Genomic DNA, 14,130 nt, shown 5'->3' on the forward strand with positions numbered 1-14,130 from the left:
ACGCGGCGCCGGGCGGCCTGATGAGCAGCCTGCGGACCGCCCCACCGGTCGCCGAACCCGAGCGGGTGGCCGCGCCGCCCCGGCCGACCCCCCTTCAGCGTGCCGTCCCCGCGTCCTCGCCGGTCGCTCCCCGCCCGGCCTCGGCCGGTCCGGGCCCGACGGCCGGGCCGGGTGGGGCGGGTGCTTCGAGCACTTCGGGCGCTTCGGGTGCTTCGGGTGCTTCAAGTGGGGCGAGTGCCAACGGGGTTGCGGCTTCGGGTGCGGCCCCGCGCCCGTCCGGATCGGCGGCTCCGGCTGCCCCCACGGTGCCCGTGGTGCCGTCACGGCCGACGGAGCCGTCCGCTCCCGCCGCCTTCCCGGCGCGGGGCATCCGGGTGTCCCCTGCGAGCCCGGTCCCCTCGACGGGGCCGGCCCCGTTGACGAGGTCCGTGTCTGCGCCCGTACAGCGGCGCAGCCTGCCCGCCCGACCGGCGTCCCCGTCCACCTCCCCGGCACCGACCCAGGCCCCTGCCCCTGCCCCGGCTTCGTCCGGCGGCAGCGGATCGGCTCAGGCGTCCGGGCGGGGTGCGGAGACCGACGGCGGAAGCCCGGCGAGCGGCAAGGAACCCGCCCCGGGTCCGCGAGGCGCCGCCGACCCGGGTTCACCGGCGGCGGGAAGCAACTCCGGTGCGGGGGAGCCCCGTACGGCTGCACTCCCGCCCGTCGGGCTCCAGCGGGCGGTGCCCCGTCACACGGGCTCGGCGCCCAGCGGAACCCCGGTGCGGGTGCGGCGCGCGGTACCGGGCGCGGGCGGCACCGGTGCGGCTGTCCCCGGTCCGTCGACGGCGGGCGGCGTCACGCCCACCGCGCGGCCCGGCTCGGCCCTGCCGCCATCGGCGAAGTCCTCATCCACGTCGGCCGGTTCGGGTGCCGCGGGTGCGTCGGGCCCTTCAGGTGCGCCGGGGGCGGCGGCCGCTCCGTCGGCCGGTTCCGCCGGGTCCCCTTCGGCGAGCGCCGGTCACAGCGTGCAGCGTGCCGTTCCGGCCCGTACGGCGCCGTCCTCCTCCCCCGGTGGGGCGCCCGGGGGCACCGGCATGCGCTCCCCGGGCAGCGGCTCCGCCGCACCTCGGCCGGGCGGAACGGAACGTGGCCCGTCGCCGACGTCCACTCCGGGTCCCTCCCCGGCGACCCCTCCACGCTCCGCCCCGACCGCCCCGACCGCCCAGGCCTCCCTGCCCTCCGGCACGGTCGCGCCGGTCACCGTGAGCCGACGTGCCGCCACCGACGCGAGCTCCACGCCCACCGCCGATGTCCCCACCGGGGCTTCGGCCGCCCGCGGTTCGGGTCCCGGATCCGGTTCGGTGTCATCCCCGGGCCCGGCCTCCGCCCCCGCTGCAAGCTCCGCTTCCACCTCCGCTTCCACCTCCGGTGCCGCTTCAGGTCCCGCGCGAGGATCCGGGTCCGCGCCGGGCTCCGGCCCGAGCAGCGGCCCCGGTTCGCCCGTGCGGCCCGGCTCGGCCTCCGGTGGCGGTGGTCGTACGGCACCCCCCGGCGTGCAGCGGGCGGCAGCGACTCCGGGCTCGGCCTCGGGCCCCACCGCGACCTCGCGTGACGGGGGCCGCACATCGCCGCCCGGCCTGCCACGCGCCGCGTCGGCACCGACCTCGACCTCGACCTCCCGCACCGGTCCCGGCCACGGCCCCGGGTCGAGTGCGGCCTCCGGTGCGGGCCCCGCCCCGGCGCCCCGCGCCACCGCGACCTCGCACGACGGTGGCCGCACGCCCACCCCGAGCGTGCAACGCGCCGCGACGGCACCGGCCTCGCCCCCCGCCTCGGTGCCCGGTCCCACCTCGGGTTCCGGCGACACCGGCCGCGCATCGGCCCCCGGCGTGCAACGCGCCGCGACGGCACCGGCACCGGCCTCGACGCCGTCCCGGCCGACGACCACACCCGCTCCCACGCCCACGCCCACCGGCCCTCGTACGGCAGCCACCGACGTGCAACGTGCCGTATCGGCCCCCGTTGCGGTCACCCCGCCCGCGCGACCCGCCACGCAGGCTCCGGGCGGCGTGAGCGGTTCGGTGCCGGCGCAGACCGGGCCGGCGCTTCCGGCGCGTTCTGCCGCCAACTCCCCGGCGTCCGCCGCAGGTTCCGCGACCACGCCCGCACCTGTGTCCGTGCGCGCGCCCGCCTCCCCGTCCGCGACGAGCGTCCAGCGGGCCGCCTCCGGTGCGCCCGCCCCCCGGCGTCGCGCGGGCCTCGGCGCCCCCACGAGCCCTCCCTCGGGCGGACCGGGCCCGGCGACGCCGCTCAGCCCGCCCGCGGCCTCGCCGACGCCTCTCCCGGCTCCGGCCCCCGTCGGCACGCCCTCCGTGGCCGTGTCCGCCCACGGCACCGGCGCCCCGGGTGCGCGGACCGAACCGCTGTCCCCGCTGCGACGCTCCACCCCTCTCGGCGCCCCCGTGCAGCGTGCCGCCCTACCGGTCACCGCCGCCGCGCAGCCCACGCAGCCCACGCAGCCCACGTCAGCGCGCCCCGCGCTGGGCGCCCCCCTCTCCACCCGGCCCGCGGACGCAGCACCGCTGAAGGCACCGAGCGGCATCCCGATCGGGCCCCGGGGCGACGGACGCCAGGGCGAAGGACGCCAGGGCGACGCCCGTGCGGCGACCGGTCCCGGCGGCACCTCCTCGGCGCTGCCCTCGTTCACGCCCCCCGTCGTGCAGCGCAGCACCGCGTCGCCCGGCGCTCCCGGACTCCCGCCGGCCACACCGTCGTCCGCCCACAGCACCGGCACGCCGACGCATCGTCCGGCCCCGCTGCCCCAGGACGCCGCCACCGGCCCCACCGGCGCCCTCCCCCGTACCGTCCGTCCCACGACGACGACCGGACAGCACCACCCCGCACCGCCCGTCGTCCTCACCGGCAGGCCCCCGGTGGCCCCGGTCTCGGTCCCCCCGGTGTCCCCGGCGCCCGTGCAGCGCCACGCGGCCAGGACGCCCGTACCGTTGCGCCGCACCACGCCCGGGGCGACCGCGGGCGGGCCCGTGGCGCGTCCCTACCCCACCCCCGGCCTCACGCCCATGCCCGCTCCGGGGGCGGCCCCCGCGACTCCGACCGACTCGCCGGCTCCGGCCGTTCAGCGTCGGCCGCTGCCCGCTCCGGGAGCGGCGGGCGGTGCCCCCGTACGCCCGGCCGCACCGCCGTCACCCCTCGCACCACCGGCCCAGGCGGCGCCCGTCCCGGTGCCGGTTCCCCTGCCGGTCCCGACCCCCGCCCCACGGCCGCTGCCCGCGGCTCCCACGCCGCCCGCCCCGGTGGTGCAGCGGCGCCACGCCGCACCGCCCCCCACGCTGCCGAAGCCGCCCCGCGGCGCCGGCGGGCCCCCGCCCGGCGGCGACCAGGGTGCGGCGGATCCGGCTCACGCTCACACGCATCCCGGTTTCGATCCGCGCGCGCTCACCGACTTCCAGCTCGACGAGCTGACGCACCGCCTGACCGGTCGCATCACCCGTCTGCTCCGCACCGAACTGCGGCTCGACCGCGAACGGATCGGCAGACTCCGCGACCCCCGCCACTGACCGCCACCGACCCCGAAGCCCCGCCGCTCCCGACGCCCCCTCTCCCAGAAAGGCCAGGCCCCGATGCCCTCCGATCTCGACCCGGGCTCCACCATCTTCTTCACCCTGACCATCGACGGCGAGAGCCTCGGCTTCTTCAACGGGTGTGAGGGGCTCTCGTCCCAGGTGGAGATCGAGCACCGCCAGGAGGGCGGCAACAACGGCTTCGTCTGGCAGCTGCCCTCCCGGGTCACGTTCTCCACGATCCGGCTGACCCGGCCGCTCACCCCGGACACCACCAAGGTCGCCAAGTGGATCTCGTCGGTCACCACGGGGGTGACGCGGCCGACCGCGCAGATCGCGGCACTGCGCGCGGACGGTTCGGAGGTGGCCCGGTGGGGGCTCATCGACGTGCTGCCGGTCAGCTGGCAGGGGCCGTCCCTCAGCCCGGACAGCCCGGGTGTGGCCACGGAGGTCCTGGAGATCACCCACCACGGCTTCACGGACTGAGGACCGGGACGAGAACCGGACCAGGACCAGGACCAGGACCAGGACGAGGCAGGGAGTACAAGCCATGGCCAAGGGAAGCAAAGGCGGCGCCGGCAAGAGCCTGGTCCGTGCCACCCTCGCGATCCACGAACCGCCGGTGGGCACGAGCACGACCCCCGGCGGGCTGATCAAATCCTTCGGGTTCGACTTCAACCCGGCACAGCTCCAGCTCGGCCGCCGGGCCCAGTGGAAGGTCACCCCCACGGCGGCCGTCCGGGACGGCTCCGTACCGGAGTTCATGGGCCCGGAGCCCCGCGAGATGACCGTCGAGATCTTCCTCGACACCTCGGACCAGCCCGGCAGCAACACCGTCCTGAAGAAGGTCGAGTCACTGCTGGAGTGCTGCGAGGTCACCACCAAGAGCATCGCCGCCAAGCAGCCCTCGCCGCCGTGGGTGGTCTTCCAGTGGGGCTCGTTCTCCACGGCCCGCTTCACCGCCTACGTCAGCAGCATCGACGTCACGTACTCGCTCTTCGGCACGACCGGCGTCCCGATCCGCGCCACCTGCCAGGTACGCCTGAACGAGATCCCCAGCAAGACGAAGGGCCAGAACCCGACCTCCGGCGCCCTCACCGCGCAGCGGGTGCACCGGGTCGTCGCCGGTGACTCCCTCCAGTCGCTGGCCTGGCGCGAGTACGGCGACGCCTCCGCGTGGCGGTCCATCGCCGAGGTCAACGGCATCGACGACCCGTCCCGCCTGCCGACCGGCATCGAGCTCGTGCTGCCCTCCGCCGAGGAGGTGCGCCACTAGTGGTCCAGTCCGCGTTCTCCAGCGTCATCCAGGTCACCCTCGGTGGCGCTCCCCTGCCCGTCGACATCGCGCCGCTTCTCGTCGAGGGCTGGGTGGACCAGGGTCTCGGCGTGCCGGCCGCCTTCCGGCTCACCTTCCGCGACCCCGGCCGTCTGGTCCTCGGCAAGCTGGGCGTCAAGTTCGGCACCCCCGTCGTCCTCGCCCCGATCGCCGACGGCAAGGGCGCCTCCGACCCGCTCCTCACCGGCGAGGTGTGCGGCCTGGAGGCCGACTACGACGGCACCGGCACCTTCACCGTCATCCGCGGCTACGACTTCGGCCACCGTCTGATGCGCCAGCGCCGCGTCGCCGCCTACCGCAACCAGAGCGCCTCCGACATCGCCCGCAAGCTGGCCGCCCAGGACGGCGTCCCGGTCGGGAAGATCCAGTCCACCAAGACCGTCTACGAGTTCATCAGCCAGGCCAACGTCACCGACTGGGACTTCCTCGCCCGGCTGGCCGACGAGAACGAGATGGTCATGTCGGTGGACGCCAAGGGCAAGTTCCAGTTCGTCAAGCCCGACCCGGCGTCCGGCGCCCCGGCCACCTCCACCCCCGGTGACAAGAGCCCGTTCGTCCTGGAGGCCGGCACCGACATCCTCCGGCTGCGGGCCGCCGTCACGGCCGCCGAGCAGGTCGCGACCGTCGAGGCGCGCGGGTGGGACGTGACGACCAAGAAGAAGCTCACCGCGACCGCGCCCGCCAGGACCAACCCCGGCATCAGCATCGGCACGACCCCCGGTGAGGCCGCCGCCAAGTTCAAGCCGGCCAAGCTGGTGGACGCGCAGACGCCGTACGACCGGCAGTCGGAGGTGAAGTTCGCCGCCGAGGCCCTCGCCGACGACGTCACCGGATCCTTCGCCGAGCTGGAGGTCATCGCGCGCGGCACCCCGAAGCTCCGCCCCGGGCTGCCCGTCACCCTCGCCGACGTCGGCGCTCCCTTCGAGGGCAAGTACACCGCCACCTCCGTACGGCACGTCTTCGGCGACGGCAAGCACTACGAGGCCTGGGTGACGGTCAGCGGACGGCAGTGGCGGTCCCTGTACGGACTCGCCTCCGGCGGCGGCAACGCCTCCAACGGCCTGAACCTCCCCGGCACCGCCAACGCCCTGGTCACCGACGTCAGCGACCCGCTCAAGCAGGGCCGCGTCAAGCTCCAGTTCCCCTGGCTCGACGACGCCTACGTCAGCGACTGGACGCGCGTGGTGCAGTGGGGCGGCAAGCGTGGCGGCTCGATCTTCCCCCTCGACGTCGGCGACGAGGTGCTGGTCGGCTTCGACCGGGGCGCCCTGGACCACCCCTACGTCATCGGCGGCCTGTACAACGGCAAGGACAAGCCGACCCCCGTCAAGGACGTGCCCCTGCACGACGGCGCCCGGCAGCGGGCCTCCCGGCACACCCTGTCCGACCGCGAGGGCAACCGGGTGGACCTGCTCAGCCAGCGGACCGGCGGCAAGCAGGGCGTGCGGCTGACCAGCGGCGACGACAAACTCGTCATCAACCTGGACCGGGCGCAGACCGAGATCACCGTGGACAGCAAGGGCACCGTCAGCATCACGGGCAGCCGCTCGGTGACCGTCAAGGCGGGCACCGACCTCACCCTCACCGCGGGCCGCAACATCGCCATCCGAAGCGGCGGCTCCATCACCCTGAGGGGCAACCTGATCAACATCAGGTCGATGACGGGCATGGTGTCGGTGGACGCGGCGGGCCTGCTCAACCTCAAGTCGGGCGGCGCCGCCACGTTCAGCGCGGGCGCCACCGTCCAGATCAACTCCACCGCCAACGTGGGCATCCGGGCCGCCACGCTCATGCTCCAGGGCATGGTCATGGTCAACGCCAAGCCGTACCCGCTGCCGTGACACGCGGACGGCACGCCGTGAGAATCAGGAAAAGGCAGGTGGCCCTCTGATGGCCGAGCAATTCGTCGGATCGGGCTGGGCGTTCCCGCTCCGCATCGGCCCCACCGGGGGCATCGCCCTGGTCAGCGGGGAGCGCGAGATCGAGGAGGCCATCCGGCTGATCCTCGCCACCGCGCCGGGCGAACGCCCCATGCGCCCGGAGTACGGCTGCGCCATCCACGACCTGGTCTTCGCCCCGGTCAACGAGGCGACGGCCGGGCGTATCCAGCACGAGGTGTACACCAGCCTGGACCGCTGGGAGCCACGCATCGAGGTCACCGACGTCGAGGTCACGGCCGGCGCCGAGCAGGGCGTGCTCTTCATCGACGTCCAGTACGCGATCCGCGGCACCAACAATCCGCGCAGTCTCGTCTTCCCCTTCTACGTCATTCCGTCCCATGACGAGCCGGGTCTCCCCGGTCCGTCCGGTACGGCTTCCGAAAGCGACCGCTGATGGCCCTGCCCTCCCCGAACCTGGACGACCGCCGCTTCCAGCAGTTCGTCGACGACGCCAAGCGCTACATCCAGCAGCGCGCACCGGAGTGGACCGACCACAACGTCTCCGACCCGGGCGTGACGCTCGTCGAGACGGTCGCCCACATGGCCGACCAGATCGTCTACCGCCTCAACCGCGTCCCCGACAAGAACCACCTCGCCTTCCTGGACCTGGTCGGCATCCGCCTCTTCCCGCCGTCCGCCGCCCGCACGGAGGTCACCTTCTGGCTGTCCGCGCCGCAGGACGAGCCGGTCCTGCTGCCGGTGGGCACCGAGGTGGCGACGGTCCGCACGGAGAGCGAGGAAGCCGTCGTCTTCGCGACCGAACGGGAACTCACCGTCGTACCGAGCCAGTTGAACCACCTCGTCGTGCAGCACCGGGGCGAGCCGGTCACCGACCGGACCACCGACCTCACCGAGGGCAAGGACCTGCTCTGCTTCGCCGAGGCACCGCAGCCCGGCGACTGCATGCTGTTCGGTCTGAGCGCGGCCGTCCCGCACTGCGCGGTGGTCCTGGAACTCGACAGCCGCGTCGACGGCGTCGGCGTCGACCCGCGCCAGCCCCCGCTGGTCTGGGAGGCGTGGACCGAGGACGGCTGGCAGGAGTGCGAGATCGACCGCGACGGCACCGGCGGCCTCAACCGCCCCGGCGAGGTCGTCCTGCACATCACCGGCGGCCACGTCCTGTCCCGCTCCGGCGGCCAGGAGGCCGGCTGGCTGCGCTGCCGCGTCACCGAGCCCCTCCCCGGCCAGCCCTTCTACACGACCTCCCCCACCGTGCGGTCCGCCGAGGTGTTCACGGTCGGCGGCACCGCGCCCGCCGTGCACGCCGAGACCGTCTACGACGAGGCCCTCGGCGAGTCCACGGGCCTCCCCGGCCAGCACGTCGCCCTCGCGCACGCGCCCGTCGTCGGCGACGACCCGCCGCTCCTGCTCCAGACCGCCCAGCACGAGGGCTGGTCCGACTGGCAGGTCGTCCCGCACTTCGCCGCCTCCGGCCCCGACGACCGCCATGTCACCCTCGACGCGGCCACCGGCGAGATCGCCTTCGGTCCGTCCGTCCGCGAACCCGACGGCAAACTCCGCCAGTACGGCGCCGTCGCCCCCAAGGGCTCGGTCATCCGGGCCCGCCGCTACCGCACGGGCGGCGGCCGCGCGGGCAACGTGGCCCGGGGCGCGGTCCAGGTGCTCCGCACCTCCGTCCCGTACGTCTCGGAGGTCGTCAACCGGGAGGCCGCGCGCGGCGGAGTCGACGGCGAGACGGTGGAGGAGGCGAAACTCCGCGCGCCGATCACCCTGCGCGCCCAGGAGCGGGCCGTGACCCTGCGCGACTACGAGGAACTCGCCCGCCGCGCCGCCCCCGAGACCGCCCGCATCACCTGCCTGGAGGGTCAGCCCGACGAGCACGGCTCCTACGCGGTACGGGTGCTGGTGGTCCCGCAGGCCGTACCGGACCCCGGCGGCCGCCTCCGCTTCGAGCAACTGGTGCCCGGCGACTCCCTGCTGGACCGCATCACCCGCCACCTCGACGAGCGCCGCCTGATCGGCACCAGGCTGGCCGTCGGCCCGCCCTACTACCAGGGCGTGACGGTGGTGGCGACGGTGCACGCCTTCCGGGGTGTCGACACGGACCGCGTCCGCCGACAGGCCCACGACGCCCTCTACCGCCACCTCGACCCGCTGATCGGCGGCGCGGACGGCAAGGGCTGGCCCTTCGGCCGGCCGGTGCAGTCGGGCGAGGTCTTCGCCGTCCTCCAACGCGTCCCGGGAGTGGAGCTGGTCGACCAGGTCATGCTGCACCCCGCCGACCCGCTGACGGGCAAGCGCGGCGAGGCCACCGACCGCATCGACCTGGCCGCCCCGGCCCTGGTGTTCTCCTACGACCACCGGGTGCGAGTGATCGGGGACGGCGCATGAGCGGCGCGAACTCACGGAAGGTAAGGGGACGTTGAGGGGCTCGGTGGACGGACTCGGCTCCTCCGTGCCGATCGGCGCGATGCTGCCGGCCGTCTTCGCCGACGACGACCTGGCACAGCGCTTCGTCGGGGGCCTGGACGAGGTGATGGCCCCCATCCTCAACGTCCTCGACTGCCTGCCCGCCTACTTCGACCCGGCCCTGGCCCCGGTCGACTTCACCCGCTGGCTGGCGAGTTGGGTCGGCGCGGAGACCGACGGCACGGAACCGGAACCGAGGCTGCGGGCCGCGGTCGCGGCGGCCGCCTACCTGCACCGGGTGCGCGGCACCCGGCGCGGCCTGTCGGAGACGGTCCGGCTGGCCTTCGGCGTGGAGCCGGAGATCTCCGAGAGCGGCGGCGCCGAGTGGAGCGCCCGGCCGCTCGGGCCGGTCCCCGGCCAACCCCGGCCGCACCTGCACGTCACGATCCGGCTGCCCGACCCCGGCCCGGCGGACGAGCACCGCCTGGACACCCTCGTGGCCGCCGCCCGCCCCGCCCACATGCCGTACACGGTCAAGGTGACCGCCGCCGAAAGGACCCCGGAGAGATGACCACCCAGAACTGCGCCGAGTGCGGCACGCGGGCCGAGCCCGGCCAGTCGTTCTGCGACGCCTGCGGCGCCGTACTGAGCTGGACGGACCGCCCCCCGGCCCGCACCGGCGCGGGCACCGGGTCGACCGCCGGGTCCGGGTCGGGGTCCGGGACGGGCTCGGACCCGGGGTCCGGGACGGGCTCGGGGCCGAACCCCGGCACCGGATCCGGGTCGGCTTCCGGACCCGGGACGGGCTTCGCTGCCGGGACGGGCTCGAACTCGGGCGCGCACTCGGGCTCGGGCTCGAACTCGGGCGCGCACTCGGGCTCGGGCTCGGCCTCCGGAACAGGTGCCGGTGCCGGGGCCGCGACGGGTGACGAAGCAGGGGCGGGGACAGGGGCGGGGACAGGGGCGCCCTACGGGTCCGGGGCTGCCTCCGGTTCCGGGACGGCGTCCGCTCACGGTTCCGGGCCCCGGTCCGGGACGGCTTCCGGTTCCACGTACGGGTCCGGGCCGGTCTCCGGACCCGTCTCGGGCTCGGCGTACGGGGCGGGGGCGGCGGCCGGGGCCGACTCCGGGGCCCTGAGCGGCGGCTCCGGGGCCGGATACCGCCCCACGGAGGGCACGCGGGCGCCGTCGGGCGCCGCGGGGCCGGAGGCCGGTGCGGTCTCCCGTACGGCTTCCGCCTCCGCCACCACCGCTCCCGCTGCGGCACCCGCCTCCGGCGCCGTCCCCGGTACGACGGTGGCGAACACGTCGGCTCCCACCTCGCCCCACGCCACACCCGAGCCTTCGACCCAGGCCGCCGCCCCGGCCGCCGACGACGACCACGACCCGGACGACGAGGACACCACGGAAACTCCCCTGCCGGTCATCCCGCCGGAGGACGGCACCGCCGCTCCGTCAGGCGCAGCACCGGCTTCCGCGCAAGCACACGCCCACGCCCCCGACCAGACCGCCCCCACCACACCCGTACCGGCGGCCGCGCCCGCTCCCGCCCTCGGCGACACGATGGCCGCCCGCGCCCGCTCCCTCCTGGTCCCCGTCGCCGACGCGGAACCCCGCCCCGCCGCGCCCCCGTCCGTGGCCCCGGTGCTGCCGGGCAGGCCGGTCGCGGACCGGCCACAGGTACGCGCGCCCGGACCCGTCCAGGGCGAGCCGTACGGCGTCGCGTGCCCCTGGTGCGCCACCCCCAACAACCCCGACCGGCACTTCTGCGTCCGCTGCGCGATGCCCATGACGCTGGAGGACCGCTCCTCGATCCGCCTCCCCTGGTGGCGCCGCCTGTTCAACCGCAACGGCGCGTCCCCCTGGGCCGGCGACCGTCCGCGCCTGCGCCGTACGTTCGACCGCATCCTCAGCTGGGTGGTGGCGGCGGTCGTCCTCACCCTCGTGATCATCGCGGCGATGAACACGCCGGAGGCGATCCAGGCCACCCGCGACCACTTCGCCAAGCGCGCGCCGGTCGCCCCGGACTCGTTCGCGGCCTCGCGCTCCTACCCGGGGCACAAGCCGGAGCTGGCCTTCGACAAGATCAACAACAGCTGGTGGGGTCCCGGTGTCTCGCAGTCGGGCGAGGGCGAGTGGATCGAGGCCCGCTTCGACGAGCCGACCCGCCTGCTGGACCTGATCATCACCTCGGGCACGTCGGTCCGCCCCGACCAGCTCAACCAGTCGGCCCTCCCGCACCGCATCAAGGCGACGATCACCCTGAAGGACGGCAAGACGACGACCCGGGAGATCACCCTGGACCAGAGCTCGGGGGGCCAGCGGCGCGCCTTCCGCGTGGGCGAGGTCACCAAGGTCCGCTTCACGATCGAGTCGTCGTACATGGCGTCCGGGAGCAAGCAGGTGTCGATAGCCGAGATCGAGTTCTTCGGCCGGTCGAGCGCCAACTCGACGTGACGGCCTAACGGCCTGACGGCCTGACAGCCTGACGGCTCGACGGCTCGACGGCTCGACGGTCCGATCTGGCGGTTCAGGGCCCTGGTCGACCGGGAGGAAGGTCTCCCGGCGGACCAGGGCCCTTCCCCTTGGGGATGTACTTGCGTAAGTCAAGCAAGCTATTTATAGTTGCCTGAGTTAAGCAAGCCACTTGCCCGCCGTGGAAGGAACCGTCGTGAAGTCGCTGACCTCCTTCGCCCGCTTCGTGGTCCTCGGCGGCGGCACCGGAGTCCTCTCCAGCCTGGCCGTCCCGCTGCTGGCGGTGCTGATGCCGTGGACCCTGTCGAACGCGCTGATCACCCTCGCCTCGACGGTCCTGTGCACCGAGCTCCACGCCCGCTACACCTTTCGCACCGGCCGCCGCGCGGGCCTGCGCCGGCACTGGCAGTCGGCGGGTTCGGCGGCGGCCGCCTACGCGGCGACCTCCGTGGCCGTGTTCGCCCTCCACGCGATCCAGCCCACCCCCGGCATGCTCACCGAGCAGCTCGTCTACCTCTCGGCCTCGGGCCTCGCCGGCACAGGCCGCTTCGTGATCCTGCGCCTGTTCGTCTTCGCGACAGGCAGCGGCCAAGAGACGGCGAAGACGACCGGCTCGGTGCACACGCCGAACATGCCGAAGACGGCGAGCACGGCGAAGACGGCGAAGACGGCCGACACGAACCTGCCGACCAAGGCGACGACCGTCCCCCGCCCCCGGCGGACGCCGGTCACCACCGGCGGGCTCACGGCGGCAGTCAGCCCGAGCTGACCGAGGCCCGGGGCCGGGGCCGGGGCCACGCCCTCACCGCGCAGGCCGGCGCGCCTGCCTCGCTTCGCGGTCCAGGGCCCACGCGTCCGCCACCGGGCCCAGGTGGCCGAGCTTGTCCGGGTTGATCACCAGCCGGACCGCCTGGATCCGCCCCTGGACGACGTCCAGCGCCAAGGTGTGGAGCACCCGGCCGTCCCGGTCGCGGAAGATCGCGCCGGGCTCGCCGTTGATCTCGTGCGGCTCGAAGGTCACGTCGATCCGCGCCACCAGGACGGACGCGGTGGCGAGCACCCGGGCCACGTTCTCGGCGCCGATGACGGCCCTGGCCGGCTGCGGGGCCTTGCCGCCGCCGTCGCCGACCATCGCCACGTCGGCGGCGAGCAGCTTCTGGAGGCCGGCGACGTCGCCTTCGCGGAGGGCGTCGAAGAAGCCGGACGCCAGTTCCTCCCGCTCCCTGCGGTCCGCCGCGAAGCGGGGCCGGCCCTCGGCCATGTGGCGCCGGGCCCGCACCGCGAGCTGGCGGCACGCCGCCTCCGAACGCCCCACGGCCGCCGCGACCTCGGGGAATCCGAACGCGAACACCTCGCGCAGCACGAAGACCGCCCGTTCGAGCGGGCTGAGCCGCTCCAGCAGCAGCAGGGCCGCCACCGACACCGAGTCCGCCAGCTCCGCCGACCGCGCCGGATCCTCGTAGGGGTCGCTGAGCAGCGGCTCGGGGAGCCAGTGCCCGACGTACTCCTCCCGCCGGACACGGGCCGAGCGCAGCACGTCGATCGAGAGCCTGGTCACCACGGCCGAGAGGAAGGCCTCGGCCGACCTGGGCTCGGTCGGGGAGGCCTCGAAGCGCAGCCAGGTCTCCTGGACGGCGTCCTCGGCCTCACCGACGCTGCCGAGGATCCGGTAGGCGATCGAGAACAGCAGCGGCCGCAGCTCCTGGAACTCCTCGGTCCTGCCCATCCCGGCTCCTCCGTGTCATCACCCACGCGGTCAGAGGCCGAAGCGGCCCCACGCGACGAATGCCGCGCAGGCGAGATAGACCAGGTTGAGCATCACCAACTTGGACTCGCCCAGGCGGCCGTGGGTCATCATCGCGCCCACCATCAACAAGATCCAGCAGACGGCGGTCACCGGGACCAGAATCGGCGCGACACCGAGCGCGGCGGGCAGGATCAGGCCTGCCGCGGCCAGCAGTTCCAGGACACCGAGCGTCTTGACGAAGGCGACGCCGACGTCGGCGGTCCATCCCCCACCGTGGGCGGCGGCCAGCGTCTCCTTGGGCACGAACGTCTTGGTGACGCCACCGGCCAGGGCCACTGCGGCCAGCAGTCCGGCGACGATCCACAGCGCGAGGTCCATCGTCACTCCTTGATCGAGGCTTGCTCTCCCTGCACCCCGTAAGACGAGACAGCGGCCTCCACCTGTGACATCCGCCCCCCGGCGAACGCCACGAAGGCCTAAGGTCCCCGCCTCCACGGGCGGCGGCTACGGCCTCATCGGCATGCGGGAGCGGGCCCGCTCGGCGGGTGGGCGGGTCCGTACGGGGCATCGGCCCGGCGGGGGCTTCGAGGTCGTCACCGAACTGCCCCTGGGCACGTGGAAAACGAACGAGTCCCACCCCGTCTGACACGGGATGGGACTCGTTCCGCATGGAGCGCCGGGCAGGCCTTGCACCTGCATTTC

General features: G+C 74.6%; 14 protein-coding genes. 9 read left to right on the forward strand and 5 right to left on the reverse strand.

The genetic code is table 11. The features are described from left to right. Nucleotides 1-727: 727 nt before the first annotated feature. Nucleotides 728-892, reverse strand: coding sequence for a hypothetical protein (locus OHU34_RS20625; RefSeq protein ID WP_160159989.1), 165 nt, complete (start codon nucleotides 890-892; stop codon nucleotides 728-730). 105 nt (nucleotides 893-997) lie between these two features. Next, nucleotides 998-1,972, reverse strand: coding sequence for a hypothetical protein (locus OHU34_RS20630; protein ID WP_405767727.1), 975 nt, complete (start codon nucleotides 1,970-1,972; stop codon nucleotides 998-1,000). Nucleotides 1,973-2,150: 178 nt separating this feature from the next. Between OHU34_RS20630 and OHU34_RS20635 the strand changes: the two genes are divergently transcribed. The 7 genes from OHU34_RS20635 (at nucleotide 2,151) to OHU34_RS20665 (ending at nucleotide 9,777) form a co-directional block, all read left to right on the forward strand. Beyond that, on the forward strand, nucleotides 2,151-3,557 hold the full coding sequence (locus OHU34_RS20635) for a hypothetical protein (protein WP_405767730.1): 1,407 nt from the start codon (nucleotides 2,151-2,153) through the stop codon (nucleotides 3,555-3,557). Between the two features lie 63 nt (nucleotides 3,558-3,620). Further along, nucleotides 3,621-4,046, forward strand: a complete 426-nt coding sequence (locus tag OHU34_RS20640; RefSeq protein WP_020132884.1) for a phage tail protein — start codon at nucleotides 3,621-3,623, stop codon at nucleotides 4,044-4,046. 64 nt (nucleotides 4,047-4,110) lie between these two features. Further along, on the forward strand, nucleotides 4,111-4,836 hold the full coding sequence (locus tag OHU34_RS20645; protein ID WP_054241994.1) for a LysM peptidoglycan-binding domain-containing protein: 726 nt from the start codon (nucleotides 4,111-4,113) through the stop codon (nucleotides 4,834-4,836). Then, nucleotides 4,836-6,737 (forward strand): VgrG-related protein, encoded by a 1,902-nt coding sequence (locus OHU34_RS20650; RefSeq protein WP_142265275.1) that lies wholly within the window; start codon nucleotides 4,836-4,838, stop codon nucleotides 6,735-6,737. Before OHU34_RS20645 ends, OHU34_RS20650 begins: the two co-directional genes overlap by 1 nt. Before the next feature lie 49 nt (nucleotides 6,738-6,786). Continuing rightward, a complete protein-coding gene (locus tag OHU34_RS20655; protein ID WP_020132881.1) occupies nucleotides 6,787-7,230 on the forward strand; it encodes a GPW/gp25 family protein in 444 nt (147 codons plus the stop codon). Next, on the forward strand, nucleotides 7,230-9,188 hold the full coding sequence (locus OHU34_RS20660) for a putative baseplate assembly protein (RefSeq protein ID WP_020132880.1): 1,959 nt from the start codon (nucleotides 7,230-7,232) through the stop codon (nucleotides 9,186-9,188). Before OHU34_RS20655 ends, OHU34_RS20660 begins: the two co-directional genes overlap by 1 nt. A 31-nt stretch (nucleotides 9,189-9,219) precedes the next feature. Beyond that, nucleotides 9,220-9,777, forward strand: a complete 558-nt coding sequence (locus OHU34_RS20665; RefSeq protein ID WP_142265274.1) for a phage tail protein — start codon at nucleotides 9,220-9,222, stop codon at nucleotides 9,775-9,777. Between the two features lie 439 nt (nucleotides 9,778-10,216). Here OHU34_RS20665 and OHU34_RS20670 read toward each other — a convergent pair whose 3' ends face one another. Beyond that, nucleotides 10,217-10,513: a hypothetical protein gene (locus OHU34_RS20670; protein ID WP_308285911.1), complete on the reverse strand. Its 297-nt coding sequence runs from the start codon at nucleotides 10,511-10,513 to the stop codon at nucleotides 10,217-10,219. On the opposite strand from OHU34_RS20670, the gene OHU34_RS20675 reads away from it, so the two are divergent. After that, nucleotides 10,503-11,663 carry an NADase-type glycan-binding domain-containing protein gene (locus OHU34_RS20675; protein ID WP_142267960.1) on the forward strand — a complete coding sequence of 387 codons (1,161 nt, stop codon included), beginning with the start codon at nucleotides 10,503-10,505 and terminating at the stop codon, nucleotides 11,661-11,663. The two genes, OHU34_RS20670 and OHU34_RS20675, sit on opposite strands and share 11 nt — an antisense overlap. A 190-nt stretch (nucleotides 11,664-11,853) precedes the next feature. Further along, nucleotides 11,854-12,450: a hypothetical protein gene (locus OHU34_RS20680; RefSeq protein WP_405767734.1), complete on the forward strand. Its 597-nt coding sequence runs from the start codon at nucleotides 11,854-11,856 to the stop codon at nucleotides 12,448-12,450. A gap of 33 nt (nucleotides 12,451-12,483) precedes the next feature. On the opposite strand, the gene OHU34_RS20685 is transcribed toward OHU34_RS20680, so the two are convergent. Both OHU34_RS20685 and OHU34_RS20690 read right to left on the reverse strand, forming a co-directional pair. Continuing rightward, nucleotides 12,484-13,407 (reverse strand): RNA polymerase sigma-70 factor, encoded by a 924-nt coding sequence (locus tag OHU34_RS20685; RefSeq protein WP_142265273.1) that lies wholly within the window; start codon nucleotides 13,405-13,407, stop codon nucleotides 12,484-12,486. A 30-nt stretch (nucleotides 13,408-13,437) separates the two neighbouring features. Beyond that, nucleotides 13,438-13,806 carry a DoxX family protein gene (locus OHU34_RS20690; protein ID WP_142265272.1) on the reverse strand — a complete coding sequence of 123 codons (369 nt, stop codon included), beginning with the start codon at nucleotides 13,804-13,806 and terminating at the stop codon, nucleotides 13,438-13,440. Between the last annotated feature and the right edge of the window lie 324 nt (nucleotides 13,807-14,130).

It is taken from the genome of Streptomyces sp. NBC_00080, from assembly GCF_045041255.1.
Lineage (GTDB): Bacteria > Actinomycetota > Actinomycetes > Streptomycetales > Streptomycetaceae > Streptomyces > Streptomyces coriariae.

Excerpts from the sequence above, each read along its gene's own strand:
- OHU34_RS20690 (WP_142265272.1), bottom strand. The coding sequence starts at position 13,806 with ATGGACCTCGCGCTGTGGATCGTCGCCGGACTGCTGGCCGCAGTGGCC.
- OHU34_RS20660 (WP_020132880.1), top strand. The coding sequence starts at position 7,230 with ATGGCCCTGCCCTCCCCGAACCTGGACGACCGCCGCTTCCAGCAGTTC.
- OHU34_RS20645 (WP_054241994.1), top strand. The coding sequence starts at position 4,111 with ATGGCCAAGGGAAGCAAAGGCGGCGCCGGCAAGAGCCTGGTCCGTGCC.
- OHU34_RS20655 (WP_020132881.1), top strand. The coding sequence starts at position 6,787 with ATGGCCGAGCAATTCGTCGGATCGGGCTGGGCGTTCCCGCTCCGCATC.
- OHU34_RS20685 (WP_142265273.1), bottom strand. The coding sequence starts at position 13,407 with ATGGGCAGGACCGAGGAGTTCCAGGAGCTGCGGCCGCTGCTGTTCTCG.
- OHU34_RS20640 (WP_020132884.1), top strand. The coding sequence starts at position 3,621 with ATGCCCTCCGATCTCGACCCGGGCTCCACCATCTTCTTCACCCTGACC.